The sequence below is a fragment of the Streptomyces sp. BR1 genome (assembly GCF_052373795.1).
Lineage (GTDB): Bacteria > Actinomycetota > Actinomycetes > Streptomycetales > Streptomycetaceae > Streptomyces.
In genome coordinates this window covers 744,592-770,574 of the sequence record NZ_CM126252.1, presented here as the reverse complement: position 1 = coordinate 770,574, position 25,983 = coordinate 744,592, and the positions used below count along the sequence as shown (strand labels likewise).

At 72.9% G+C, this 25,983-nt stretch carries 22 protein-coding genes; 12 read left to right on the top strand and 10 right to left on the bottom strand.

What is annotated here, in order from left to right; translation table 11 throughout:
- Positions 1 to 2: 2 nt before the first annotated feature.
- Positions 3 to 1,970: a DUF5107 domain-containing protein gene (locus tag ACT1U9_RS03490; RefSeq protein WP_444536881.1), complete on the top strand. Its 1,968-nt coding sequence runs from the start codon at positions 3 to 5 to the stop codon at positions 1,968 to 1,970.
- Between the two features lie 24 nt (positions 1,971 to 1,994).
- Here the strand turns inward: ACT1U9_RS03490 and ACT1U9_RS03485 are convergent, their stop codons facing one another.
- Together ACT1U9_RS03485 and ACT1U9_RS03480 are read right to left on the bottom strand one after the other, a co-directional pair.
- Positions 1,995 to 2,348, bottom strand: a complete 354-nt coding sequence (locus ACT1U9_RS03485; RefSeq protein ID WP_444536880.1) for a VOC family protein — start codon at positions 2,346 to 2,348, stop codon at positions 1,995 to 1,997.
- A 24-nt stretch (positions 2,349 to 2,372) separates the two neighbouring features.
- The gene (locus ACT1U9_RS03480; protein ID WP_444536879.1) at positions 2,373 to 3,206 is read right to left on the bottom strand and encodes a methyltransferase domain-containing protein; all 834 of its coding nucleotides are present in this window, start codon (positions 3,204 to 3,206) and stop codon (positions 2,373 to 2,375) included.
- A gap of 258 nt (positions 3,207 to 3,464) precedes the next feature.
- On the opposite strand from ACT1U9_RS03480, the gene ACT1U9_RS03475 reads away from it, so the two are divergent.
- On the top strand, positions 3,465 to 4,226 hold the full coding sequence (locus ACT1U9_RS03475) for an MBL fold metallo-hydrolase (protein ID WP_444538997.1): 762 nt from the start codon (positions 3,465 to 3,467) through the stop codon (positions 4,224 to 4,226).
- Positions 4,227 to 4,344: 118 nt separating this feature from the next.
- Here ACT1U9_RS03475 and ACT1U9_RS03470 read toward each other — a convergent pair whose 3' ends face one another.
- Positions 4,345 to 5,880: a bifunctional phosphatase PAP2/diacylglycerol kinase family protein gene (locus ACT1U9_RS03470; protein ID WP_444536878.1), complete on the bottom strand. Its 1,536-nt coding sequence runs from the start codon at positions 5,878 to 5,880 to the stop codon at positions 4,345 to 4,347.
- Positions 5,881 to 6,181: 301 nt separating this feature from the next.
- Here ACT1U9_RS03470 and ACT1U9_RS03465 point away from each other — a divergent pair, with 301 nt between their 5' ends.
- Complete coding sequence (locus ACT1U9_RS03465; protein WP_444536877.1) at positions 6,182 to 6,769, top strand: TIGR03086 family metal-binding protein; 588 nt, start codon at positions 6,182 to 6,184, stop codon at positions 6,767 to 6,769.
- A 17-nt stretch (positions 6,770 to 6,786) separates the two neighbouring features.
- Here the strand turns inward: ACT1U9_RS03465 and ACT1U9_RS03460 are convergent, their stop codons facing one another.
- The gene (locus ACT1U9_RS03460) at positions 6,787 to 7,263 is read right to left on the bottom strand and encodes a CBS domain-containing protein (RefSeq protein ID WP_444536876.1); all 477 of its coding nucleotides are present in this window, start codon (positions 7,261 to 7,263) and stop codon (positions 6,787 to 6,789) included.
- Between the two features lie 260 nt (positions 7,264 to 7,523).
- Here ACT1U9_RS03460 and ACT1U9_RS03455 point away from each other — a divergent pair, with 260 nt between their 5' ends.
- Positions 7,524 to 8,360: an RNA polymerase sigma factor SigF gene (locus ACT1U9_RS03455; protein WP_444536875.1), complete on the top strand. Its 837-nt coding sequence runs from the start codon at positions 7,524 to 7,526 to the stop codon at positions 8,358 to 8,360.
- Here ACT1U9_RS03455 and ACT1U9_RS03450 read toward each other — a convergent pair.
- A complete protein-coding gene (locus ACT1U9_RS03450; protein WP_444536874.1) occupies positions 8,269 to 9,471 on the bottom strand; it encodes a PAS domain-containing protein in 1,203 nt (400 codons plus the stop codon). The genes ACT1U9_RS03455 and ACT1U9_RS03450 overlap by 92 nt on opposite strands.
- A 71-nt stretch (positions 9,472 to 9,542) precedes the next feature.
- Here ACT1U9_RS03450 and ACT1U9_RS03445 point away from each other — a divergent pair, with 71 nt between their 5' ends.
- The 3 genes from ACT1U9_RS03445 to ACT1U9_RS03435 all read left to right on the top strand — a co-directional run bounded on the left by ACT1U9_RS03445 (position 9,543) and on the right by ACT1U9_RS03435 (position 12,669).
- The gene (locus tag ACT1U9_RS03445) at positions 9,543 to 10,256 is read left to right on the top strand and encodes an ANTAR domain-containing response regulator (protein ID WP_444536873.1); all 714 of its coding nucleotides are present in this window, start codon (positions 9,543 to 9,545) and stop codon (positions 10,254 to 10,256) included.
- 114 nt (positions 10,257 to 10,370) lie between these two features.
- Positions 10,371 to 11,585, top strand: coding sequence for an aminotransferase class I/II-fold pyridoxal phosphate-dependent enzyme (locus ACT1U9_RS03440; RefSeq protein WP_444536872.1), 1,215 nt, complete (start codon positions 10,371 to 10,373; stop codon positions 11,583 to 11,585).
- Between the two features lie 43 nt (positions 11,586 to 11,628).
- Entirely contained in the window at positions 11,629 to 12,669 is a 1,041-nt protein-coding gene (locus ACT1U9_RS03435) for an MBL fold metallo-hydrolase (RefSeq protein WP_444536871.1), read from the top strand.
- Between the two features lie 58 nt (positions 12,670 to 12,727).
- Here ACT1U9_RS03435 and ACT1U9_RS03430 read toward each other — a convergent pair whose 3' ends face one another.
- Positions 12,728 to 13,390, bottom strand: a complete 663-nt coding sequence (locus ACT1U9_RS03430; RefSeq protein ID WP_444538996.1) for a DedA family protein — start codon at positions 13,388 to 13,390, stop codon at positions 12,728 to 12,730.
- Positions 13,390 to 14,160, bottom strand: a complete 771-nt coding sequence (locus tag ACT1U9_RS03425) for an MBL fold metallo-hydrolase (protein ID WP_444536870.1) — start codon at positions 14,158 to 14,160, stop codon at positions 13,390 to 13,392. The genes ACT1U9_RS03430 and ACT1U9_RS03425 overlap by 1 nt, the downstream gene beginning before the upstream one ends.
- Before the next feature lie 269 nt (positions 14,161 to 14,429).
- Between ACT1U9_RS03425 and ACT1U9_RS03420 the strand changes: the two genes are divergently transcribed.
- The 4 genes from ACT1U9_RS03420 (at position 14,430) to ACT1U9_RS03405 (ending at position 20,274) form a co-directional block, all read left to right on the top strand.
- Entirely contained in the window at positions 14,430 to 14,834 is a 405-nt protein-coding gene (locus ACT1U9_RS03420) for a hypothetical protein (protein ID WP_361419494.1), read from the top strand.
- A gap of 174 nt (positions 14,835 to 15,008) precedes the next feature.
- A complete protein-coding gene (locus tag ACT1U9_RS03415) occupies positions 15,009 to 17,141 on the top strand; it encodes a phage holin family protein (RefSeq protein WP_444538995.1) in 2,133 nt (710 codons plus the stop codon).
- A 66-nt stretch (positions 17,142 to 17,207) separates the two neighbouring features.
- Complete coding sequence (locus tag ACT1U9_RS03410; RefSeq protein ID WP_444536869.1) at positions 17,208 to 18,593, top strand: amino acid permease; 1,386 nt, start codon at positions 17,208 to 17,210, stop codon at positions 18,591 to 18,593.
- A gap of 91 nt (positions 18,594 to 18,684) precedes the next feature.
- Positions 18,685 to 20,274, top strand: coding sequence for an alpha/beta hydrolase (locus ACT1U9_RS03405; protein ID WP_444536868.1), 1,590 nt, complete (start codon positions 18,685 to 18,687; stop codon positions 20,272 to 20,274).
- 15 nt (positions 20,275 to 20,289) lie between these two features.
- Here ACT1U9_RS03405 and ACT1U9_RS03400 read toward each other — a convergent pair whose 3' ends face one another.
- Entirely contained in the window at positions 20,290 to 21,363 is a 1,074-nt protein-coding gene (locus ACT1U9_RS03400) for a type III polyketide synthase (RefSeq protein WP_188272410.1), read from the bottom strand.
- Positions 21,364 to 21,639: 276 nt separating this feature from the next.
- Positions 21,640 to 24,555 (bottom strand): glycoside hydrolase family 2 TIM barrel-domain containing protein, encoded by a 2,916-nt coding sequence (locus ACT1U9_RS03395; protein ID WP_444536867.1) that lies wholly within the window; start codon positions 24,553 to 24,555, stop codon positions 21,640 to 21,642.
- A 207-nt stretch (positions 24,556 to 24,762) separates the two neighbouring features.
- Here ACT1U9_RS03395 and ACT1U9_RS03390 point away from each other — a divergent pair, with 207 nt between their 5' ends.
- Complete coding sequence (locus tag ACT1U9_RS03390; protein WP_444536866.1) at positions 24,763 to 25,143, top strand: nuclear transport factor 2 family protein; 381 nt, start codon at positions 24,763 to 24,765, stop codon at positions 25,141 to 25,143.
- A gap of 35 nt (positions 25,144 to 25,178) precedes the next feature.
- Here ACT1U9_RS03390 and ACT1U9_RS03385 read toward each other — a convergent pair whose 3' ends face one another.
- Positions 25,179 to 25,982 carry a helix-turn-helix domain-containing protein gene (locus tag ACT1U9_RS03385; protein WP_444536865.1) on the bottom strand — a complete coding sequence of 268 codons (804 nt, stop codon included), beginning with the start codon at positions 25,980 to 25,982 and terminating at the stop codon, positions 25,179 to 25,181.
- Position 25,983 lies beyond the last annotated feature (1 nt).

Here is a 25,983-nt window from a genome sequence, read left to right as displayed (position 1 = left end):
CCTTGGCCACGACCGTGCGACGCGCCGTACTGACCCTGCCCGCCGCCCCGTTGGGGCAGCCCAACCCCCTGCCCCCGCTGCGGCCGCTGGACGAGGTCCACACGCTCGACGACAGAGCGCGCGCCGGTCTGCCGCGCGACATGGCGCGGCAGATCGGGTACGAGCCGCTGCGCACCGTCCTGCCGGTGCGCGTTCTCGACGGATACGGGCGCGAGCGCACCGACACCGCCCTCGACACCCTCGTCGTCGAGAACGAGCGGTTGCGCGTCACCGTGCTGCCCGGGTTCGGCGGGCGGATCCACTCCCTCTTCCGCAAACCGACCGGACGCGAACTCCTCTACCGCAACCCGGTGTTGCAGCCCGCTGACTTCGGCCTCAACGGCGCCTGGTTCTCCGGCGGCATCGAGTGGAACATCGGCGCCACCGGCCACACCACCCTCGCCTGCGCCCCCGTGCACGCGGCCGTCGTCACGGCCCCGGACGGTGGCGAGATGCTGCGCCTGTGGGAGTGGGAGCGGCTGCGCGACGTCCCGTTCCAGGTGGACCTCTGGCTCCCCGAGGACTCCGACTTCCTGTACGTGGGCGTACGGCTGCGCAATCCGCACGAGCGGACCGTGCCCGTCTACTGGTGGTCCAACATCGCCGTGCCGGAGGACGAGCGCGGCCGCGTCCTCGTCCCCGCCGACGAGGCCTGGCACTTCGGTTACGCGCGCACCCTGCGGCGGGTCCCGGTGCCGCACTGGGAGGGCGCCGACCGTACGTATCCGCTGCGCAGCGAGTACCCCGCCGACTACTTCTACGAAGTGCCGGGCAGCGCACGCCGCTGGATCGCCGCGCTCGACGGCGCCGGACGCGGCCTCGTCCAGACGTCGACCGATCTGCTGCGCGGCCGCAAGCTGTTCCTGTGGGGGTCGGGCCGGGGCGGTCGGCGCTGGCAGCAGTGGCTCACCGAGCCCGGCACGCCCGGTTACGCGGAGATCCAGGCGGGCCTGGCGCGCACCCAGCTGGAGCACGTTCCGCTGGACGCCGGCGGGGAGTTCGCCTGGCTGGAGGCGTACGGGCCGCTCGCCGCCGACCCCGCGCTCGTGCACGGCGACGACTGGACGGCGGCCCGTACCGAGGTCGCCGACCGGCTCGCGGCGGTGCTGCCGCGCGCGGCGGTCGAGGAGGCGTACGCGGCCTGGCGTCCGTACGCCGACACCGAGCCCGGCGAGTCGCTGGCGACCGGGTCGGGCTGGGGCGCGCTCGAAGTCGTACGGGGCGGTCTGAAGCTGCCGGGGACGCCGTTCGCCGAGTCGACACTCGGCGAGGAGCAGGCGCCCTGGCTGGAGTTGCTGCACGCGGGGGCGCTGCCCGAGCCGCGCCGGGTGACACCGCCCGGGCCGACCCTGGTGGCCCCGCACTGGCGGGACATGCTGGAGACGGCGCCCGCCTCGCCCCTCACCGAGTACCACCTCGGGGTCGCGCAGTGGCACGCGGGCGACCGCGCGCAGGCGGTGCGCAGCTGGGAGCGTGGTCTCCAACTCGCGCCGTCTCGCTGGCCGTTGCTGCGCTGCCTGGCTGTCGCCGACCAGCAGGCGGGCAACCCGGACCGGGCCGCCGACCAGTACGCAGAGGCGTTCGACGACCTCTGCGAGGAGCGGCGCGACGGCGAGCACTGGACCGCCGCCACGGCCGCGCTCGGCCGCGAGGCGATCACGGCGCTGCTCGCGACGGGCCGACCGGCCGACGCCCGTGCGATCTGGGCCCGGCTGCGCCCGCCCGTACAGGCGCGTGGCGCGTTCCGGCTCCTCGAAGCGCGCCTGCTGCTCGCGGAGGGCGACCCGGCGGCCGCCCGCGCGATCTTCGACGAGGGCTTCGAGGTGGCGGACCTGCGCGAGGGCGCCGAGATCCTGGACGAGGTGTGGTCCCGCCTCACGGACGAGCCGCTGCCGGACCGGTACGCGTACCGGATGCGACCGGAGGTTTGACCGCTCGTATGCCCAACGCGCCTTCTACTGTGCTGACTTGCGGTCCACGTACTCGAAGACCGAGCCGTCGGGATGCACGGCGATCAGGTTGCGGCCCACGGGGGTGGGCACCGGGCCCGCGATGACCCGGGCGCCCACCGACGTGAGCGTGCGGTGCGCGTCGTCCACGTCCAGAACGGCGATCGTCGCGGCCACCTTGCGCAGGATCTCCAGCTCCGACTCCGGACCGCTCATCAGCAGGAAGCAGCCGACCGCGGCGACCGAGACGCCGCCGCGCTCGAACCGGAGGGCTTTGCTCGCCGTGAGCCGTTCGTAGAAGACCACCGAGGTCTCCAGGTCGTCGACGCAGATGCGCAGGGTGGTTCCGAGGATCTCCATATGGACGAGCCTAGTTGGGGACGGTCACACGCGGCAGAGGATCTCGCCGTGCGGGACCATGAACCAGGCGTCGTCGGCGCGGGCCCACTCCCGCCACCCCCGCGCGATCGCGGCCAGCTCGGCCTCGGTGGCGTGGCCGCCCTCGACTGCCAGGCGCGCGTACGAGGAGGCCACCGTGCGCTCGGCCCACAGCTCGCTCCACCAGGTGCGTTCGTCGTCGGTGGCGTAGCACCAGGTGGCCGCCGTCGAGGTGATGTCGGTGAACCCGGCCTGCTTGGCCCAGGACCGCAGCCGGCGTCCGGCGTCCGGCTCGCCGCCACTCGTACGGGCGACCCGGTGGTACAGGTCCAGCCACTCGTCCAGGACCGGTACTTCGGGGAACCAGGTGAAGGCGCCGTAGTCGGCGTCGCGGGCCGCGACGATGCCGCCGGGCTTGGTGACGCGCCGCATCTCGCGCAGCGCCTGCACGGGGTCGCCCACGTGTTGCAGCACCTGGTGGGCGTGGACGACGCAGAACGTCTCGTCGGGGTAGTCCAGTGCGTGGACGTCGGCGACGCCGAACGACATGTTCGTACGCCCCGCTTCGGCGGCGTGCGCACGCGCCTGCTCGACGATGTCGGGCGCCGCGTCGACGGCGGTGACATGGCCGTCGGGGACCAGCGCGGCCAGGTCGGCGGAGATGGTGCCGGGGCCGCAGCCGATGTCCAGGACCTGCATGTGCGGCTTGAGTTCGCCGATCAGATACGCGGCGGAGTTGGCGGCGGTGCGCCAGCGGTGCGAGCGCAGCACGGACTCGTGATGGCCGTGGGTGTAGACGGCGGTCTCCTTTGACGACGTGGGCGACGTGGACGACGACATGACCGGCTCCCTCTCTCGACGTTCTCGCGGTCGGTGTGTGGTGACGTGAACGCTACGCGCTCGTGTCGGATTGTGAGACCTGTGTTTCGCCATATGGACAACGCTCGTTGAGTACGACGGATGGGCGCGGGTGTTCGAGCCCGGCGCGCTCCGGGGCGGCCGTGGGCGAACCAGTGGGCACTACCGCCGGTGCGGAACAACCCGTAGCGTCTGGGGCGTTACCCCTGCCGAGCCGGAATGATCACTTGGGAGGGCATGATGAGCGTCGTTTCGATCAGATACGTGGGCGGACCCACCGCCGTCGTGGACATCGACGGCATACGCCTGGTCACCGATCCGACCTTCGACACTCCGGGGGACTATCCGATCGGCCCCGACCGCAAGTTGGTCAAGACGGCCGGACCGGCGATCGAGGCGGACGAGACGGGGGCGGTGGACGCCGTTCTGCTCTCGCACGACCAGCACCCCGACAACCTGGACGAGTCCGGGCGCGCGTATCTGAGCCGGGTGCCGGTCGTCCTGTCGACGGCCGCCGCGCACTCGCGGCTCGGGGACGCGGTGACTGCGCTGGCCAATTGGGAGACGTACTCGCTCGGTGAGCGGCTGTTGGTCACCGGGGTGCCCGCGTTGCACGGGCCCGAGGGGGCGGAGGCGGTGGCGGGGGAGGTCACCGGGTTCGTGCTGCACGGCGATGCGCTGCCGACGGTGTATGTCAGCGGGGACAATGCCTCGCTCGATCATGTGCGGGCCGTTGCCGAGCGGTTCGGGCCGATTGATGTGGCCGTGCTTTTTGCTGGGGCGGCGCGTACTCCGCTCTTTGACGGGGCGCCTCTCACGCTGACCAGTGAGGGTGCTGCCGAGGCCGCGCAGATCCTTGGGGCTCGGCATGTGGTGCCGCTGCACTTTGAGCACTGGGGGCACTTCAGTGAGGGGGCGGATTCTTTGGTGCAAGCGTTTGCTGGCGCGGGGCTCGGGGATCGGTTGCGGCTGCTGAAGCCGGGTGAGGTGTTTACCGGGTAGCGGGTGCGTTCTCGACTGCGGGCCGTCGTGGGCTGGTCGCGCAGTTCCCCGCGCCCCTGTAGGTGCAGGGGGATCGCATTGGACTGCCACGATCCCGCTCGGCGGCGAAAAGGCACCGTCACGGACGTGCCAGCGGGAGGTACACCGTCAGTGCCTCCGAGAGTTTGTCCACCAGCAACTCGCCCTGTACGTGCGTCACTTCGCCGTCGTACGCCACCGGTGTGTCCGGGGACAGGCCCTCGATGTGCAGGCGGCGCAGGCGTTCGGCCGCGTGGGTGGGGGAGCGGCTGAGGGGGCCCGCGAGTGCGGCCGCCAGGAGGCGCAGGCCGGGGAGGCGGCCGCCGTGGACCACGCGGACATCCAGCAGCCCGTCCGCCAGGTCGAAGCGGCGGGCCGGGGCCGGGCCGAGGCGCTGGTAGAGGCAGTTGCCCGCGAACAGGAGCCACAACGCGCGCCTGCTGCCGTGCAGTTCGGCCTCCAGTGGGCGTTCGCCGCCGAGGACCCGGTACGCCGCGAGCACCCCGGCCGCCCAGCTGCCGATGCGGGGCGACCAGTGCTCGCGCAGCCGTACCAGCTCCGGGTACACGCCCAGGCTGAACGTGTTGACGAAGTATCCGGCGGCGGCGCCGTCCGGGCCGGGGGTGAACCGGCCGAGGTCCACCTTCACGGCGTCGCCCGAGGCCAGCGCCCGCGCGGTGTCCTGGACCTCGTCGATGCCCAGGTCCTTGGCGAAGTGGTTGAGGGTGCCGCCGGGGAAGACGGCGAGCGGCACGTCGTACTGGGCGGCGGCCGCCGCGGCCCGGTTCACCGTGCCGTCGCCGCCGCAGACGCCGAGCGCGCGGCCGCGTCGGGCCGCCTTCTCGAAGGCCGCCGTCAGGTCCTGCGGTGCGCATTCCATCACTTCGGCCAGCGGCAGTGCGTCGCGTACGGCCGCGGACTGGGCTGCGGCCGTGCCGGAGGCGGAGTTGACCACGACCACCAGGTGCTTGCCGCCGGGCAGTACGGGTGCGTTCGTGTGCGGGCGGCCGGGGGTGGGGAGTTGGCGCCGGGTGGGGACGAGGCCGCGTACCGCGAAGGCCGCGCCGACGCCGAGGGCCGCGCCCACCAGGACGTCACCCGGATAGTGCACCCCCGTGTACACCCGCGAGGCGGCCACCGAGAACGCGACCGGCGCCACCACCGCGCCCCAGCCCCGGGACTCCAGCGCGACGCCCGTCGCGAAGGCGGCCGCCGAGGCGGAGTGCCCGGACGGGAAGGACGTGGTGATCGGCTGCCGCTTCAACTGGCGTACCAGCGGCACAAGTTCGAGTATCGGCCGGGGTCGTCGTACCGACCGCTTGGCCACCATGTTGACGGTCGCCGAGGCGAGCGCGAGGGAGGCGACCCCGCGCAGCGCGGCCCGGCGCGCCCGGGGCGAACGGGTGGCCGCCATCGCGGCGGCGACGCCGAACCACAGCAGCCCGTGGTCGGCGGACCGGCTCAGCCTCGGCAGCACCGCCCGCGCCCCCGGCCAGCGCCGGTCCGCGGCCACCCGGAACAGCGCCAGGTCATGGGCGTCGAGACGGCGCGGAAGGCCGACGGGCCAGACGGCCGAGCGGGGCGGCACGCCGGGCCGGGCGGCCGGGCGTGGCGGCACGGAATCCGGAAACGACATGGCGCATGGGTACCCGTCCGCCGCCGACACAATCAGCGCGTCATCCGCGCGCCCGCGGCACAGCCGGCGCTTGAGCTGCACGCCTGCGACGTGGTCAGCGGTCGAGCCGTGCGCGCGGAGCGCAACGAGCCCCTGAGTCGCGCGCCCGCGACACGGTCAGCGGTCGAGCCGTGCGCGCGGGCGCGAGCAGCCCCTCAACCGCCAACCATGCGCCCCGCGATGCGACTGGCCCCTGAGTCGCGCCCCCCCCGCGTCGCAATCAGTGCTTGAGCCGCGCCCCCGTGTTCGCGAGAGTGGCCCCATGGATTCCCACGCAGCCGCGGACCGCGATCCGCTCCTCGACCGGCACCGCGAAGCCCTCGCCCTCTTCGGGGCCCGCGTCCACGCCGTCCGGCACGATCAGTGGGACCTGCCCACGCCGTGCACCGACTGGACCGTACGGGACCTCGTCAACCATCTGGCCGTCGAGCAGCTGTGGGTGGTGCCGATGGTCGACGGCCGCTCCATCGCGGACGTCGGCGACGCCTTCGACGGCGATGTGCTCGGCAGCGACCCGGTCGCCGCCTGGGACACGGCCAAGGACGCCGCCCTCGCCGCGTTCGCGGGGCCCGGCGCGCTCGACGGCACGGTCCACCTCTCGTACGGGAAGACGCCCGCCACCGCGTACTGCTCGCAGATGGTGGCGGACGCGGTGGTGCACACCTGGGACCTGTCCCGGGCGATCGGGGCCGAGGAGCGGCTGCCGGAGGCCCTGGTCGACGCGGCGGCGCGCGAGTTCGGCCAGTACGCCGACGAGCTGCCCAGGAGCCTGTTCCACGCGCCGCTGAAGGTGCCCACCGGGGCCGACGCGCAGACCCGGCTCCTTGCCATGCTGGGCCGCGAGGCCTGACGAGTCTTCAGATCACCTCAGCTGAGCGGGGGTTCCAGCCGCCGCGGCCGGAACCCCGGCGAGGGCCGCTCCGGCCAGGTCTGCGGAGCGGCCCGGCTGATCGCGGCGAGCGTGGAGCGCGGGGACTGTGCCTCGGCCACGTCGCCCAGGCTCACCATGCCCAGCGGGCACCCGTCGAGCACCACCGGCAGCCGGCGCACCGCGTGCCGCCGCATCAGCCGTACCGCCGTGTCCACGTCGTCGTCGGGCCCCACGCACACCGGTGAGGGCGTGCACACCGACTCGACGCTGACGGTCAGCGGGTCCACCCCGTCGGCCACCGCGCGCAGCGTGATGTCCCGGTCCGTGAGCACCCCGATCAGCTTGTCGCCCTTGGCGACGAGCACATCGCCGATGTCCTGGGCGCGCATCAGCTGGGCCGCCTCCACCAGCGAGGCGTCGGGCCGTACCGCCGCGACACCCGCCGTCATGACCTCCCGGACGTACTGTGCCATCGCTGTCCGCCTCGTCTCCGTCTCGCCCGCGTCCTTTTGGCGTATCGCGGCGCAGTACCCCTCCCACGGTGAACCATGCGCGTACACAAGGTTGTTTGGACCCTGCGACGCCGGGCATGCGCACTGTCGTGCTTCGGACCGGAGGCACGTCCGTGGGAGCGGCTGTCCGCTCCGGACGTGACCGAGCCCGGTCGCACACCCGGTTCAGGCCTCCCCACGGTGACAACCGTCCGATTCCACCGTTCGAGGGACTGTTCCGCATGCGTACTCACGCACATGCCACAGCGAAGCACCCGCACGACGACGCCCCCGACACCGCGGCCGCCTTCGCCCGGCTCATCGCGCTGCCCGACGGATCCGTGAAGCAGTCGCTGCGGCAGGAGCTGATCCGGGCCTGGCTGCCGATGGCCGAGCGGCTGGCCGGGCGGTTCCGCAACCGGGGCGAGTCCATCGAGGACCTGCGCCAGGTCGCGGCGCTCGGCCTGGTGAAAGCCGTCGACCGCTACGACCCGGAGCGCGGCGCCGCGTTCGAGAGCTTCGCCGTGCCGACCATCACCGGTGAGCTCAAACGGCACTTCCGCGACCACATGTGGACCCTGCACGTGCCGCGCCGGGTACAGGACCTGCGCGGCCGGGTCCGCGCCGCCCGCCAGGAGCTCGCCCAGACCGTCGGCGGCCGCAGCCCCTCGGTCGCCGAGCTCGCCGCGCACACCGGGATGACCGAGGACGAGGTCAAGGCCGGTCTCGAAGCCCTCGACAGCTACTCCGCGCTCTCCCTGGACGCCGAACTCCCGGGCGCCCAGGACGGGTTCAGCCTCGGCGACTCGCTGGGCGCGCCCGATCCGGCGCTCGACGTCGTCGTCGACCGCGAGGCCGTCAAACCGGGGTTGCGCCGACTGCCGCCCAGGGAGCAGCAGATCCTCTACATGCGGTTCTTCCGGGACATGACGCAGAGCCGGATCGCCGAGGACCTCGGCATCTCCCAGATGCACGTCTCCCGGCTGATCAGCCGCTGCTGCACCCGGCTGCGGGACCAGGCTCTTCGGGACCAGGCTCCGCGCGACCGTCGTCGCCCGCCCCGGCGGGACGCCGCATAGCGAGCGCGGTATGGCGGGACATCACGTCCATCGCCTGCCCCTCCGCCATCGAGAACGGCCGCGCCGCCCCCGTACGGAAGAGCGTCAGCACTCCTTGTACGGGGCCGGGCGCCCCCAGCGGTACGCACAGCAGTGACGTCACATCGGCGAGCGCGAGGACGGGCGCCCCGGCCGGGTCGTGGCCGAAGCCGTCCGTGTCCTCGGGCTGCACCTGGAGCGAGGTGGTCCCGGCCCGGGCCGCCTCCGCGACCAGCGGGCAGGAGGCCGGGTCCTGGGCCGCGACCATCTGCCGCAGGTCGGCGGACTCGCGGGCGGCCGGGCCGAGCACGCTCGTACGCCGCAGCCCGCCGTCCACCAGGTCGGCGACCACCCACTGGGCGAAGCGCCCGCACAGCACCCGGGCGGCCGTGTCCAGGATCTCGCCCCGCTCGCCGGGCGCAAGCCGCAGCAGTGCCCCCGCCATCGTGTCGATCAGGTCCATGAGTTCGGCGTGCCGGGTCGACTCGGCGAGATCGGGCAGCTCGGGCGGCGGCGCGGCGGCCGTTGCCCGGGATATCCCCGGCTGGAGGACGACGAGGACCGCGGGGTGCGGCTCGTCCGGCGGGCGCAGCGCGGTGAGCGTGGCCAACAACGGCTCTTCGGGCCGCTGTTGGAGCCGCACGGTCAGGCCGCGGTCGCCGTCGCCGCGCGCAACGGCCGCCGCCTGCGAGCGGAACGCGCCCCGGTCGCCCGGCATCAGCAGCGCGGCCAGCGGCCGCCCGGTCGCGTATCCGGCCCGGGTGCCGGTGAGGCCGGTCGCCGCGAAGTTCAGCCTGCGGACCACCGTCTCGCGGTCGACCAGGAAGACCGGCAGCGGCAGCCGCTGGAAGAGCGCCTTGAGGAGCAGCCGCTCCTGCCGGTCGCCGGGCGAGCCGGACGCGTTGCCCGCGTCGGTGACGAACCGCTCGTAGCGGGGCCACAACTGCTCGGCCACATGCTGGAGTTCGAACAGGGCCGCGTCCAGGACCGTCAGATGCTCCCCGGCCCCTTGCGAGCGCGCGGTGCGCAGCTCGCCGACCCGTCTGACGAAGTCCGCCAGTTCCTCGCCGAATTCGTCCGCCGTCTGCGTCATACCAGCAAGTTAGCCCGTCCCGCCGTTTCCCGGGACCGCCGGAGGGAAGGCGCCGTACAGGAGGTTCTTCCATGCTGTACGAGCCGGAACACCCACGACCGGAATCCGAATCCGCCACCCCCGTACGCATGTTGTCCCGGCTCGCCGAGCAGTCGGTGCGCTGCGCCCCCGCCGTGTGCGGGGCCGTCGCGACCATCGCCGACAGCGGACCCGACAGCCGGGTCACCGCGACCCACCCCGACCTCGCGCCGCTCGCCTCCGTCCAGCTCGCCTGCGGCGACGGGCCCATCCCGACCGCGCTGGACGTCGGCGCGCCGGTGGACAGCGAGGACCTGCTGACCGAGGACCGCTGGCCCGGCTATCGCGCGCTGGCCCTGGAATCGGGCGTACGGGCCTGTGTCACCCTCCCCTTCCGCCGCTCCGGCATCGAGGTCACCCTCAGCCTCTACAGTTTCCGCCCCGGCCCCCTCGACGAGGCCGCCCGCTCGGTCATCGGCATCCTCGGCGAGGAGATCACGGCCCGCCTGGCGCGCGACCGCCGCTATCACGCGGCGCTCGCCGAGGTCGAACAGCTGGAGACGGCGCTGCGCTCGCGCCCGGTCATCGACCAGGCCAGCGGCATCGTGATGCATGTCCTGGGCTGTGGCGCCGAGGACGCGTTCGGAGTGCTGCGCAGCCTGTCGCAGCGCGCCAACCGCAAGCTGTCCGAGGTCGCCGAGGGCGTCGTGCGCACCAAGGGCCGCGGCCTTGAGGACGAGCTGGCCGCCCTGCACCCGTCCGCCTGACCCCACGCACCCCGCCCGTCCCACTCCCGTACGCATGCGGAGCGGCGCCGCCGAGCAAACCTCCGTATAAAGGGCTCAGGGGCCCGAGACGGCGGGGCGCGAAGGAGGCGGCGCATGTACGGGACGGTGGCGGAAGGCCGTGGACCCGTCCGCTACGGGCCGCCCGCGCCGGGCCCCGGGCTGCCCGTGCTGCCCGAACTGGCCGAGGTCCTGGCAGGTGCCGTCGGCCGCACCGACCCCGAACCGCCCGGCGGCGGGGCCGAACTGCGCGTGGCCGCCTGCGGCTACTGGCTGCGGCGCGGGCTGCGCGCCGACCCGGACCTGGTGGCCGCCGCGCCCGGCGCCCAGCCGCTCCTGTTCGCGCTGCTCGCGGCGTACGGGGGCGACATCCTGCTGCCGCGCCCGTGCCCCGCGTGGTGGACACCGCAGGCCCGGCTGCTCGGCCGGCCCGCCTACCATGTGCCGACCCCCGCCGAATGCGGCGGCGTGCCCGATCCGTACGCGCTCCTGGAGACCGTGCGCCGGGTGCGCGCGGAGGGCGGACTGCCCAGGATTCTGGTGCTCTCGGTCGCCGACGACCCGACCGCGACGGTCGCGCCGCCCGAGACCATGCGGGAGGCGTGCGAGGCGGCCGTCGGCGAGGGGCTGCACATCATCAGCGACGAGACCTGGCGCGACACCCTGCACCGGCCGCACGACACGGTCCTGTTCAGCCCCGCCGAGATGTGCCCCGACGACGTCACCGTCCTCAGCGATCTGGCGGGCGCGCTCACCCCGTCCGGCTGGCCCGCCGCCGTCGCCCGCTTCCCGGCCACCGAACGCGGCGTCCAGCGCCGCGCCCGCGCCCTCGACGTCCTCACCGCCCTCGGCTCGGTCGTGGCGGGCCCGGTCGCCGAGGCCGCCGCGTACGCCCTGAACGAGCCGGACCCCGTCGCCGTACGCACCCGGCGGGCCGCCGCCGTGCACGGCTCGGTCGCGGCGGCCGCCCATCGCTCGGTCCTGGCGGCCGGGGCCTTCGCCCGGCCCCCGCAGGCGGGCCGCCACCTCTACGCCGACCTCGACCCGCTGCGGGCCAGGCTCGCCGCGCGTGGCGTCACCGACTCGATGGAGCTGGAGGAGTACCTGACCGCCCGGCTCGGCGCCCCCGCCCCCGGCGGCCATCGCTTCGGCGACGAACTGGGTGCGCTGCGCGTCCGGCTCGCCACGGGCCCCCTGCTCGGGGCGAGTCCGGAGCAGCGCGCCCAGGTGCTGGACGCGGCGGACCCGCTGGCCCTCGCGCACGTGGCCGAGGCACTGGCGGCGTTCGGCTCCGTGCTCGGAGCCCTGTGACGGCCCCCGTGACGACCCCGTCCCCTCGAATGGAGCCGCCCGGATGACGGAACAGACCGATCAGGCCGAGTTCACGGCACCGGCACCGGCACCGGCTCCACCGCTCACCGCCACGCGCCCCCTCGGCGAGCTCCGCCACTGGCCGAGGTCGTTCGCCGACCGGCTCGTCCACCCGCTGCCCGGGGTCCGCGCGCTGGCCCGACTCGCCCGGGAAGGTGCGCTGCGCCCGTCCCCGGCGGGGCTGCGGGGCATCGCCGAGCTGCCGTTCGCGCCCGGGCCGCTGCCCGCCGTGGACACCGGTACGGTCGCGGTCACCTGGGCCGGGCACGCGAGCTGGGTGGTGCGGATCGGCGGGCTCACGGTGCTGACCGACCCCGTCTGGTCCCGCCGCATCCTGGGTACCCCGCCCCGGCTCACCCCGGTAGGCGTCCGCTGGGAGGACCTGCCGCCCATCGACGCCGTCGTCATCAGCCACAACCACTACGACCATCTCGACGCGCCGACCCTGCGCCGACTCCCGCGCCACACCCCGCTGTTCGTCCCGGCGGGCCTGGCCCGCTGGTGCCGGAGACGGCGGTTCACCCGGGTCACCGAGCTCGACTGGTGGGAGGCGGCCGAACTCGACGTGCCGGGCCGCGAACCCGTCCGGTTCGAGTTCGTCCCCGCCCACCACTGGTCCAAGCGCTCGCTGACCGACACCTGCCGCTCACTGTGGGGCGGCTGGGTCCTGGGGGACCGCAGGGGCCGACGGGTGTACTTCGCGGGCGACACCGGATACGGCCACTGGTTCAAGGAGATCGGCCGCCGCCACCCCGCGCTCGACCTGGCGCTGCTGCCGATCGGGGCGTACGCGCCGCGCTGGTGGCTGCGGGATGTGCACGCGGACCCGGAGGAGGCGGTGCAGGCGTGCGAGGACCTGGGGGCTCGGCGGATGGCGCCGATGCACTGGGGCACCTTCGTCCTCTCCGCGGAGCCGGTCCTCGAACCGCTGGCCCGGGTGCGGGCGGCCTGGGCGCGCACGGGCAGACCGCGCGACGGTCTGTGGGACCTGCCGGTGGGCTCGTCCCGGGTCCTGGCCGCCTGAAGAGGTCGTACGAGGGCGCCTTGGCCGGGTGCTCAACTGCCCCTACTCACAGGGGTGTTCAGTGGGGCGCCTGCTCAGGAGCCTCGGCCGTGTCGTCACTCGCCCGCCCCCGCATCCGTCGCCACACCGCAGGCCCCCCACTGATCAGCAGCGTCAGGGCGACCGCAGCGACCACGCCCTGCCACGGCTCGGGGAAGAGCGAGCCGCCCAGGATGCCGATCAGGCCGTACGCACCCGCCCACGCCAGACACGCGGGCACATCGCCCCGTACGAACGTCCGCAGCGGCATCCCGCCGAGCAGGCACGCCAGCATCACCGGGATCCGGCCGGCGGGAATCAGCCGGGACAGGATCAGGACGGGCACCCCGTGTTCGTCGAGCTTGCGCTGGGCCTGCTCCAGGCGGTCCGGCGCCGCCCGGTCGCGCAGCGCGGCCAGCCACCGCGACCCGTTGCGCGAGCGCACCCCGCGCTGCCCCAGCCAGTACAGGCCGATGTCCCCGAGGAACGCGGCGAGCGCGCCCACCGCGAAGACGAGCAGCAGCGAGAACCAGGCCGTCTGATGGAAGGCCACCACCGCGGCCGTCGACACCAGCGCCCCCGTGGGCACCACGGGCACCAGTGAGCCGAGCACGACCAGGATGAACAGGGACGGATAGCCGAGCGCCTGCTGGGTCGACTCCGGCGGCACCTGGCCCGCCGCCCGGGCGACGAACGCGGCGATCACCGGGCGACCTCGGGCCGTACGCTCTCGCCGTGCAGCAGCCGGTGCACCGTCACGCCGGGCGCGAGCCGGGCCGCGTGGCGCACGAAGTCGTCGCCGGGCGCGTGGAATTCATGCGGGCGGACCCCGTCGAGCCCGATCGGCCAGTACGTGCCGTAGTGCACCGGCACCGCCGAGCGGGGCGCGAGCCGGGCGAGGGCCTGGGCGGCGCGGCCCGGGTCCAGATGGCCGGGGCCGAGGAAGGGCCCCCAGCCGCCGACCGGCAGCAGTGCCACGTCGACCGGGCCGACCTCGTCCGCCATCTCGTCGAACAGCCCGGTGTCCCCGGCGAAGTAGGTGCGGGCCCGGCCCTCGATGACATAGCCGAGCGCGGGCGAGCGGTGCGGCCCGAACGGGAGGCGCCGCCCGTCGTGGTGCGCGCTCACCACCCGTATCCGCAGGTCACCGGCCTCGACCAGATCGCCGGGCCGCACCTCGGTGAGCCGCAGGCCGAGCCTCGTCAGACCCGGCACGGCCCGGACCGCGCCGCGCGGCACGACCAGGCGGGTGCCGGGCGCCAGGCGCGTGAGCGACGGCAGATGCAGATGGTCGGAGTGCAGATGCGAGACCAGGACGATCTCGGCGGCGGCCGCCTCGGGCGGCGGCACCGCGCCCCGGCGGCGGCGCAGATGCGCGAGCCGACGTGCGAAGAGCGGATCGGTGAGCACCCGTACACCGGAGTCCTCGACCGTGCAGGTGGCATGACCCCACCAGGTGATCTCCACCGGCACCGGGAAAACTCCTCCGCTCGAAACCCACCACGCGCGCTGTTGGGTACGAGCCTAAGTGTCGTGGGGCGCAATGGAGGGGACCCGGGGTAGGCCTTGGGTCCACGAAGGGACGGCCCGGCATGATCATGCACTCCGAGCAGTGTCCGCGCTGCGGCGGGATCCTCGCGGTGACCCAGGACGGCTGGAAGATCTGCCACTCGTGCGGATACTCCTCGCCACCGTGATCCAGGAGTAGGGTCACCACCACGACCAAGCAGTGGGGGACGGGCATGAGTGACGTGCGAGTGGCGGCGATCGCCAGTCTGACCCCACTGGAGGAACTGGACCTGGACCCCTTCCTGGTGGACACCCGCAGCCAGCACGAGATGTGCGCGCGCTGGGCCGCCGACAAGGGGTACGTCGTCACCCGGCAGTTGCTCTTCTACGGTCTGCGGCCCGACCACGTGGGACTGTGGGCGGACGTGGACGCGGGCCAGGTGGACGTCTTCGTCGCGCCCAACGAGCGCGTCCTCGCCCGGGCGTTGACGTCGGTGCCGGAGTTCTCCGCCGAATGCGAGCGGCGGGGGGTCCGCCTGGAGACGGCCGGTCTTGACGAACCGTCCTACGACGCCGCCAAGAAGGCGCACATCCACCGCAGGCTCTCGATGCCGACCGCGGGGTACGACGGCTGCTGAGCCGCATCCCGCCGCCGGGGCCCGCCGCGTAACACCGCCGCCTACACCGTCGCGCCGAAACAATGCCGCTGGCCGGTTTCCGTCCCTGTGACAGGCTGGGAGGGAACGGCGAGGCGAGAGGCAGTGACGAGCGGCGTGAGCACAGGGCGATGGCGGACGGCGGGCAGCGCCCTGATGCGGGTGGTCGTGGTGTGGGCGGTCTCCACCCTCACCATGATGGCGCTGGCCGGGATCCTGCCCGACTTCCAGCTCAAGTCGGCCGGGGGTGACAGCGTCACCCGGGTCGCGCTCACCGCCGCCTGGGGCGCGGGTGCCTTCGGACTGCTGAGCGCGCTGGTGTGGCCGCTGGTCGTACGGGCGTTCCTGCTGGTCCCGGCGCTGGTGCTCGGCTTGTTGGTGTTCTTCCTCAACGGCTCGCTGCTGCTGATCGCGCTGAGCCTGATCCCCAGCGGACGCGGCGCGGCCAAGCCCGAGACCGCGGTGGTGGTGGCCGCAGTGATGTCGGCCGTCGCCTCCGCCACCTCGACCGCGCTCGCGGTACGGGACGACAACGCCTACCGGCGCAGGCTCTCGCGCCTCGCCGACCGACGCAGGCGCAGACGCGGCGACGACGACCGGGGCTCGGAGCCGCCCGGCACGGTCTTCCTCCAGCTCGACGGCGTCGGCCACGACGTGCTGTGCCACGCGGTCGGCGGCGCCGGTCTGATGCCGACCGTCGCGGGCTGGCTGAAGGAGACGCACCGGCTCACCCCCTGGCGTACCGACTGGTCCAGCCAGACCGGCGCCAGCCAGCTCGGCATCCTGCACGGCTGCACCTTCGACGTGCCCGCCTTCCGGTGGTACGAGAAGGACACCGGCGAGCTGATGGTCTCCAACCGGCCCGCCAGCGCCGTGGAACTCCAGCGCCGGGCGATCGAGCGCACCGGCGACGGCGGGCTGCTCACCCTCGACGGCGCCAGCCGGGGCAACCTGTTCTCGGGCGGCGCCGACCAGCTCGCCCTGGTCCTGTCGATGGCCGCCCGGCGCGGGCGCCGCAACCGCTCCCGGGCGGGCTACTTCGCGTACTTCTCCGACCCGGCCAACTCCGTGCGCACCGCGCTCTCCTTCGTCGCCGAGGTCGGCCGAGAGATCGGCCAGTCCACCCGCGCCCGGCTGCGCGGGGACGCACCGCGCGTGCGGCGCGGCGGGCTCTATCCGTTCATCCGCGCGTTCGCGACCGTCGTGGAGCGCGATGTGGTGGTCGCGGCGGTGATAGGGGACATGCTCGCCGGGCGCACCGCCGTCTACGCCGACCTCGTGGCGTACGACGAGGTGGCGCACCACTCCGGGCCGCGCAGCCGGGACGCCGACAAGGTCCTGGACCGCCTCGACCGGTCCCTGGCGCTGATCGCCAAGGTCGCCGAGCACGCGCCGCGCGCGTACCGGATCGTGCTGCTCTCCGACCACGGGCAGAGCCCGGGGGAGACCTTTGCGGGAGCGTACGGGCTGACCCTGAAGGACCTGGTGCGGGCCGGGTGCGGGCTGTCGGTGCCACGCGGTGCCGAGCGCACCAAGAGCGGCGCGGAGGCGCGCGACGCGGTCCGGGTCGCGCTGCACCGGCCGGTCCCGGGGAACGGGGAGCCGGGGCCCGCCTCCGACCCGATCGTGCTCGCCTCCGGCAACCTCGGTCTGGTCTCCTTCCCGGACACCGAGGGGCGGCTCGCCCGCGAGGAGATCGACCGCCGCCACCCCGCGCTGCTGCGCACCCTCGCCGGGCACCCCGGCATCGGCTTCCTGCTGGTGCGCAGCGAGGAGCACGGCGCGGTGGTCATCGGCGGCGCGGGCACCGACCGGATCCACGAGGTCCCGCTCGCCGAACTGGCCGACGGCAAGGGCCCGTTGACCGGTTTCACACCGGGCGCCGCCGACGCCGTACGGCGCACCGACACCTTTCCGCACACCGCCGACATCATGGTCAACTCGATGTACGACCCGGTGACCGGCGAGGTGCACGCCTTCGAGGAGCAGATCGGCTCGCACGGCGGCCTCGGCGGCGAGCAGGGCCATCCGTTCCTGCTGTGGCCGCGCGATCTGTCGGCGCCGGTGGCCGACGGGATGGAGCTGGTCGGCGCCGAGCAGGTGCACCGGGTGCTGCGGCGCTGGCTGCGCGAGTGCGCGGGGCCGCAGGTGCCGCTGGAGATCTCCCGGCGCCAGGCGGAATCGCGGCTTCAGGCGGAATCGCGCGGTCAGGAGGAATCCCGGCGCCGACAGGAAGCGGAAGGATCATTTCCGGTAGACGACCGGGCCGTGCAGGACAAATCCGCCTGATTTTGCGCCGCGTTCGCCGTACCCGACCATGGTCAGGTTTTGGCACGGAGAGAGGCGCACCACCCCATGACCACACAAGAATCCCAGAGCAAGCATGCCCGGCAATTCGGATTGCCGGTGGCGACCGCTCTGGTCATGGGCAACATCATCGGCGGTGGGATCTTCCTGCTGCCGGCGTCGGTCGCCCCCTTCGGCACCATCAGCCTGCTCGCGTTCGTCGTCCTGACGGTCGGCGCGATCGCGCTGGCGCTCGTCTTCGGCCGGCTCGCCGAGCGGTTGCCGCAGACCGGTGGCCCGTACGTCTACACCCGCGAGGCGTTCGGCGACTTCGCCGGCTTCCTCGCCGCCTGGTCGTACTGGATCACCACCTGGGTCTCCAACGCGGCGCTCGCCGTGGCGGCCGTGGGCTACCTCGACGTCCTCATACCGATCCACGAGTCCAAGGCGGCGACCATCGCCGCGGCCCTGGCGCTCCAGTGGCTCCCGGCGCTCGCCAACTTCGCGGGCACCCGCTATGTGGGCGCGGTCCAACTGGTCTCCACCGTCCTGAAGTTCGCGCCCCTGCTGCTCGTCGCGGTCGGCGGACTGTTCTTCTTCGACCCGGCCAACCTCGGCCCGTTCCAGGCCGACGACCACGGCCCGATGGGCGCGGTCTCCGCGTCGGCGGCGATCCTGCTCTTCAGCTACCTCGGCGTCGAGTCGGCCGCGGTCAGCGCGGGCGAGGTCCGCGACCCGCGCCGCAACGTCGGCCGCGCCACCATCCTCGGCACCATCGGCGCCGCCCTGATCTATCTCCTGGGCACCCTCTCGGTGTTCGGCACCGTCCCGCACAACAAGCTCGTGGACTCCACCGCGCCCTTCACCGACGCGGTGAACGCGATGTTCGGCGGCTCCTGGGGCGGCACCGCGGTGGCCCTCGCCGCACTCGTCTCGATGGTCGGCGCCCTCAACGGCTGGACCCTGCTCAGCGCCCAGACCCCGTACGCGGCGGCCAAGGACGGACTCTTCCCGCAGGTCTTCGCCCGGAAGAACCGGGGCGTGCCGACGGCGGGCGTCATCGTCACGGTCGTCCTCGCCTCGTCGCTGACCGTCTACAACTACACGGTCGGCTCGACGGGCGTCTTCGAGATGCTGGTCCTGGTCACCACCTTCACGGCCACCGTCCCCTACCTCCTGTCGACCGCCGCGCAGCTCTACTTCCTCGCGTCCGGCCAGTCCCACCGCGTCCACCGCGCCCGCCTGGTCCGCGACTTCGTCCTCGCCTCCCTGGCCGCCGGGTTCTCCCTGTGGCTGGTCGCGGGCTCCGGTTACGAGGCGGTCTACCAGGGCGTGCTGTTCCTCTTCGCGGGCGTCCTGGTGTACGCCCTCCTCGCGGCCCGCAAGCAGCGCCCGGAGGCGGCCGTGGAAGCCGAGCCGGTCGCCGCCAAGGAAGCTGCTGACCTGCGGGTCTAACAGTCGGTGACGGCAGCCTTCGATCTGTCGTGCGGTACTCCGTTCGGCGGCTTACGTTTGCTGCGGGGGCTCCCCGACCGAAAGGTCTGCCATGCGCGGACGTACGGCAGTGGGCGCCGCCGGTGCCGCGATGGCGCTGCTCGCCCTCGCGGTCCCGGCCCTGGCGGACGGCGCGAAGCCGGACCTGACCCGCTTCTACACCCAGCGACCGGTCTGGGGCGCCTGCACGGTCAAGGGCGCCCCCCAGGGCATGGAGTGCGCGAAGCTCACCGTGCCCATCGACTACGCCCACCCCGCCGACGGCACGATCGAGCTGGCGGTGGCCCGAATACGGGCGGGCGGTTCAGGTTCGGGCTCGGGCTCAGGTTCGGGCACTGATGTGGGCCCGAGCGGCGCCGCACCCGCCGCCCCCAAGGGCTCGCTCGTCTTCAACTTCGGCGGCCCCGGCGAGTCCGGCCTCAAGGACCTCGGCGGCTTCCTGACCGACACCGAGGGCCTCGCCGACCAGTACGACCTGGTGAGCTTCGACCCCCGGGGCGTCGGCCGCAGCGCCCCCGTACGGTGCGGGGCCGCGGCGGAGCAGGAGATCGAGAGCTCCGCCGACACCGCCCCGGCCAACGACGCCGAGGGCCGCAAACAGCTCGTCGCCGAGCTGCGGTCGATCGCCCAGGAGTGCCGCAGGACCACCGGCAAGCTGCTGCCGCACGTCGGCACCATCAACGCCTCACGCGACCTGGACGTCCTGCGCCAGGCACTCGGCGACAAGAAGCTCAATTACTTCGGCATCTCGTACGGCACCCGGCTCGGCGCGGTGTACGCGGCCCAGTTCCCGAAGCGGACCGGGCGGATGGTCCTGGACGCCGTGGACTCGCTCACGGCCGACGCCGAGCAGTCGGCGCTCGCCCAGGCCACGGCGTTCCAGCGTGGCCTGGACACCTTCCTGTCCGACTGCGCCCGCCAGGGCGCAGGCTGCCCGCTCGGCGCGACGACCGCGGTCGCGACCAGGACGCTGGACGCGACCGTCGCCCAGCTGGACAAGCAGCCCGCGAAGACCGCGTCCGGGGCCGATTTCACCTCGGCCGACCTGCGCACCGCGATCACCAACTCGCTCTACGCCGAGCAGCTCTGGCCGACCCTCGCGTACGGCATCTCGACCCTGCACGACAAGGGCGACCCGGCCGCCCTCGACCAGATCAACAAGTCCTTCGCGGGCGAGGACGCGCAGGGCAAGCGCGCGGCGGACGACAACAGCAAGGAGGCGCTGCTCGCGATCAACTGCGCCGACGAGCCCAAGCGCCCCAAGGACCCGGCCGCCGAACTCGCCTCGCTGGAGGACAAGTTCGCCAAGGCGTCCCCGATGTTCGGACCGGAGCAGGTGGGCGCGGCCGTCTCCTGCACCGGCTGGCCCGCCGGCACGGACTACATCCGCCGCATCGACCGCACCGGCGCGCCGTCCGTCCTGCTCATCGGCACCCGGGGCGACCCCGCCACGCCGTACCAGTGGGCGGCGGAGACCGCCCGCCGCCTCGGCAAGGGCGTGGTCCTCACATACGAGGGCGAGGGACACGGCGGCTACACGGCCTCCCGCTGCGTACGGGAGCACGCGGACGCGTTCCTGCTGGAGGGGACCCTGCCCGCCGAAGGGACGTCGTGCGCCCGGGAGACACCCCCGGCGCACTGAGCCGACTGCCGCGGATCAGTTGCTCATCGCCGCGACCGGGGCCGCGCAGGACCAGCGCCCGATCGCCGTCTCGGCCGTGATGCCCGGGCCGAACCCGGCGATCATCCCGCCCGCGCCGTCCGCCGCGCCGCCGTCCGCGAAGAGCCGGGCCAGCGCGTCGAAGACCACGGAGCTGGCGATGTTGCCGCGCTCGGTGAGCGTGGCCCGGCTGAACCGGAACATCTCCGGCGGCAGGTCCAGGAAGTGGCACAGGTCGTCCAGGATGCGTGGCCCGCCCGCGTGGATGATGAAGAAATCCATCTGCGGGATCTCCCAACTGTGCTGCGCCACCAGCGTCTTGAGCGCGGGCGCCAGCATCTCCATCGTGCCCGGGACGCGCTTGTCGAGCAGGAAGTGGAAGCCGGTGTCGCGGACGGCGTACGAGATCCAGTCCTCGGTGTGCGGGACCAGATGCGAGCCGTTGCGCTCGATCCGCATCCCGGTGCCGCCCTCGCCGCGTACCACCGCCGCCGAGATCGCGTCGCCGAACAGACCGTTGGAGAGCAGCGAGCCGACGCCGATGTCGGTCGGCTGGTAGCAGAGCGAGCAGAACTCGCACGACACGATCAGCACATTGGAACGCGGATACGCCGTGCAGAAGTCGTGCGCCCGGTTGATCGCCGCGCCCCCGGCCGCGCAGCCGAGCTGGGCGATGGGCAGCTGCCGGGTCTCGGTCCTGAACCCCATGGTGTTGATCAGCCAGGCGGTCAGCGACGGCATCATGAAGCCGGTGCACGAGACGTAGACGATCAGGTCGATGTCGGCGGGCTCCACCTCGGCATGGGCCAGAGCCTGCCGTACGACATCGGGCACCCGCGCCTTGGCCTCCGCCTCGTACAGCAGGTTCCGTTCCTCGAAGCCGGGATGGCGCAGGGTGGCCTCGATCGGCTGGACGATATGGCGGGTGCGGACCCCGGTGTTCTTGATGAGCCGCAGTACGAGGTCCCGCTGCGGATGGTCGGCATGCGTCTCGCGGGCCAGCGCGAGCGTCTCCTCCTGCGTGATCACATGGTCGGGTACGGCTACTGCGGGGCGGCACAGGGTGGCCATGGGACTTCCTTGTCTCCTGCCGGGCAGTCGCCCGCGGTTCCCACGCGGGTGCCCCAGGGTGTGCGGTCGTGTCCGTGTCAGGTATCCCCGGGCGTTCTCGGCGACATGTCCCCGAAAGAGGCATTTAACCGATTAGAGGGATATTTGATACGGGTAGCTCACCCGGGTGACGGGGACCCGGTGGTGACCGGCCTGAGGGCCCCGGAGGCGGGGCCCGCGCCCGGTTGCGGGATGCGGCCGAACGGGGTAGAGGCACGGACTTCCTGCGCACCCGCTTCAGTGTCGGCGTTGCGCAAAGGTCAAGGCGAACTCCACTGCTTCCGCGTGCAGTTGGTACTGCGGCAGTGCGCCTGGGCCGCAGGACTGCGATCCGATGCCCTGCTGGCCGTGGTCGAGGTTGAGCCAGACGGTGTCGCCGGGCACGAGGTCGGTCAAGTGCCGTGCGGCGTCGAGATGTTCGGTCGTCCAGCGCCGGGCCGTGAACCAGAACGGCGGCTCTCCCCCGACGCGCAGTCCGTTGATTTCCGCCCAGCGGACATCGGCGCGGGCACCGTTCTCCTGTGGCCGGACGTACGGAGTCTGGAGCGCGTCGACATCCGAGCGCCACAGCCCGATAGCCGAGGCGGTCGCGGTGTCGGGGTACGCCTCGCCCGGACCGCCGCCGAACCACCTCACCGGTACGGGTCCACGGTCGCCGGACGCGGCGCCCGGCAGGCCGAGCCGGATGCCGAGCCGGGGCAGCGGCACCTTCCAGTCGCCCTCCGGAACGACCGCGACCGTCAGCCGCAGCCGGGTTCCGTCCGACGTCCAGCGGTACGAGGTGGCGAGCCCCACTTCACGGGCGGCGGGCGCGACCCGGGTGCGTACGAGCAGGGCGTCGTCCGTCAACTCCACGGCGTCCAGCCGGTGTTGCATCCGATGCAGCCCCAGCTTGCGCCAGAGCAGCCCGTACCGTGCATCGGGCTGCCAGGCCGCGCCGTTGTCGTTGTCGGTGGGCGCGCGCCACACATCGAGGCGCAGCCCGGTGACCGCCACGTCGCCGATGGACTTGAGCGCACCGGTACGGGCGTCGAAGACCGCCGGGCCGAGTGTGATCAACCCGTTGGACCGCATGGGGTGGGCACCGTACGCCGGGGACGCCAACTCGGGCTCGGATACTGGTAGTTGGGCCCACGCCGCCACATGGTCCCGCGGGCCCCAGTCCGTTCCGTCCGCGAGGACCGCCCGAATCGTCCATCGGGTCTCGGCGGTCGGGTCCGCCCCGGCCGGTGGCTCGGGGAGTTTCACCTGGGTCCATTCGCCCGGGCCGAGCACGGGCACATCGAGGACGCCGGCGGCCAGGACCTCGCCGTCCGCCTGATACGACCAGGTGAAGGCGAGGCCGCGCAGGTCCGCGAAGTCGTACAGGTTGGTGATCCGGACCGTGCCTTCGCCGGCGTCGCCCTCGATGCGTACCGGCTCGATCACCTTCTTGTACTCGATCAGCCCGGGGGACGGTGTCCGGTCCGCGAACAGAAGCCCGTCGCAGACGAAGTTGCCGTCGTGCAGCTCCTCGCCGAAGTCGCCGCCGTAGGCGTAGCCGTACGTCGGGTGGGCGAGGGCGTGGTCGACCCACTCCCAGACGAAACCGCCCTGGCAGCGCTCGTACGTGTCGAAGAGCCGCTGGTAGTCGGCGAGGCCGCCGGGGCCGTTGCCCATGGCGTGGGCGTACTCGCAGAGGATGAAGGGGAGTTGACGGCATTTCAGGGTGCCGCCGTCCAGGTTGCGGCCGATCCGTTCGACCTCGGCGTGCGAGGCGTACATCCGGGAGTACAGGTCGGTGTCACGGCAGTCGGGGTCGCCCTCGTAGTGCAGCGGGCGGGAGGTGTCGCGGGCGCGGATCAGGGCGGCCATGGCGGTCAGACCGCGTCCGGTGCCGCACTCGTTGCCGAGGGACCAGACGACGACCGAGGGGTGGTTCTTGTCGCGCTCGACCATCCGGGCGGCGCGGTCGAGCAGCGCCGGGGTCCAGCGGTCGTCGTCGACCGGGTTGTCGCGCCACCCCTGCTCGACGAAGCCGTGCGTCTCCAGATCGCACTCGTCGATCACCCACAGCCCCAGCTCGTCGCAGAGGTCGAGGAAGGCGGGGTGCGGCGGGTAGTGGCTGGTGCGCACGGCGTTGATGTTGTGACGCTTCATCAGGACCACATCGCGGCGCATGGTCTCCAGGTCGAGCGCGCGGCCCGAAGCGGGGTGGAACTCATGCCGGTTGACGCCCCGGAACAGCAGCGGGCGCCCGTTGACCTTGAGCAGACCGTCCTCGACGGCGACCGTGCGGAAGCCGATCCGCAGCGGGACGCGCTCGCCCGCAGTGGCCAGCACCCCGTCGTACAGGCGCGGGATTTCGGCCGTCCATGGTTCCACCGGCAGGCTCACCGCGTCCCCGGTCGCGATGTCGATGCCGAGCTCCGTCACCGTGACGCGCCCGGGGACCTCGGAGTCGACCCGCAGGGTGCCCTCGCCGGTGCGGTGGTCGTAGGCGGCGTGCACGAAGAAGTCCGTGACGCAGCCCTCGGGCCGGTGCAGCAGGGTGACGTCACGGAAGATGCCCGGCAGCCACCACTGGTCCTGGTCCTCCAGATACGAGCCCGCCGACCACTGGTGCACCCGCACCGCCAGCACGTTCCCGCGCGCCCTGAGCAGCGGCCCGACCGCGAACTCGTGCGCGAGCCTGCTGCCCTTGAAGTGGCCCAGCTCCTCGCCGTTCAGCCACACCCGCGCGCACGACTCGACCCCGTCGAAGCGGAGCACGGCATCACCGTCACCAATGTGCGGCCAGTCGTCCGGCAGGTCGAAGACCCGCAGATGGTCACCGGTCGGGTTCTCGGTCGGTACGCGGGGTGGGTCGACCGGGAACGGATAGAGGTGGTTGGTGTAGATCGGCCCGCCGAACGCGCCGTCGCCCTGGAGCACCCAGTGCCCGGGCACCTGGACCTCGTCCCACTCCCCGGCGTCGTACCCGGGAGCGGCGAACGCGTCGTCATGCGCGTCGGCGGTCGCCCCGAGCCGGAAGCGCCACCGTCCGTTCAGCGAGAGCCGCGCGGCATCCGAGGCGGCGTACCAGGCGCGGGGCGGCAGCAGCGCGGTTCCGCCACCGGGGGAGAGGGACTCGACGTAGTGGACGTCCGTGACGTCAGAGGCGCGGAAGGACACGATCCGGAGGCTAGGGCGGTGGTCGCGCCCGCGACAAGGGGTGTGCGGGGCAGGGGATTTGGAGGCCGTACGGCATTACCTCCGTGGTAATCGACCCCGCCCGGGCCCCGAGGGCAAGGTTGAGCCATCGGGTCCCGGGCGGCGCACTCCGGCCGGGGCCCGGTCCGACCGACGTTGATTCCCGTCCTTGATGGAGGCTGATTCCCCATGTCCGAGAACCGTTACGAGACCGCTGTCGCCCGCTACTTCGAGGCGTGGAACGCCATCGGCTCCGCCGAGGAGCTGGCCAAGGCCGTCGGTGCCGCCTGGAGCGAGGACGGCGGCTACACCGACCCGCTCGCGGACGTCACCGGCCACGAGGGCATAGCGGCCCTCATCGCCGGGGCACACCAGCAGTTCCCCGGCTTCGAGTTCCGCCTCGACGGGCCGGTGGACGGGCACCACGACGTCGCCCGGTTCCGCTGGGAGCTGGTGGCGGTCGCGGACGGGTCGGCGCCCGTCGCCGGGTCCGATGTGATCACGCTCGCGGCGGACGGCCGCATCCGCACCGTGGTCGGCTTCCTGGACCGGGTGCCGCCCACGGCGTGAGCGGGGCGCGTACCGTCCACGCGCGACCGGGCGCGCTACGCCAGGGCCGACTGCAGATAGGCCGCCGTCTCCCTGTCGGCCGGCAGGAACGTCTCGATGGCCAGCTCCGACACGGTCACGTCCATCGGGGTGTTGAACGTGGCGATCGTCGAGATGAACGACAGCACCGTTCCCCGGTGTTCGATGCGCAGCGGCAGCGCGAAGGGAAACAGGGCGTGGTCCGGGGCGTCGTCGTCCGCCGTGTCCGGCACGGGGTGCGCGGCGACCTCCTCGTACAGCGAACGGAGCGCGTCCGAGCGCAGCAGGGCTATCTGGCGCTCCATCTGTTCCAGCAGATGTCCGCGCCACTGGCGGATGTTGCGGATGCGCGGCGCCAGGCCCTCCGGGTGGAGGGTCAGGCGCATCGCGTTCAGCGGGGGAGCGAGCAGCCGCTCCGGGACGCCTTCCAGGAGCATCGCGATGCCCCGGTTGGCGGCCAGGACGGTGTACGTCCCGTCGACTATCAGCGCGGGGAACGGCTCGTACCCCCGCAGCAGCCGCTCCATACCCTCGCGCAGGGCGTCCATCGACGGGTCGTCCAGCGGTGTCTCGGTGAACTGCGGGGCGTAACCGGCGGCCAGAAGCAGCGCGTTGCGTTCGCGTACCGGGACCTCCAGGTGTTCGGCGAGGCGCAGGATCATCTCCTGGCTCGGCCGTGACCTGCCGGTCTCTATGAAGCTGATGTGCCGTGCCGACGAGTCCGCGCGCAGGGCCAGCTCCAGCTGGCTGATCCTGCGCTGCTCGCGCCAGCCGCGCAGCATCGGGCCGACTCCGGTGTCGATCACGGCAGTTGTGGTCATA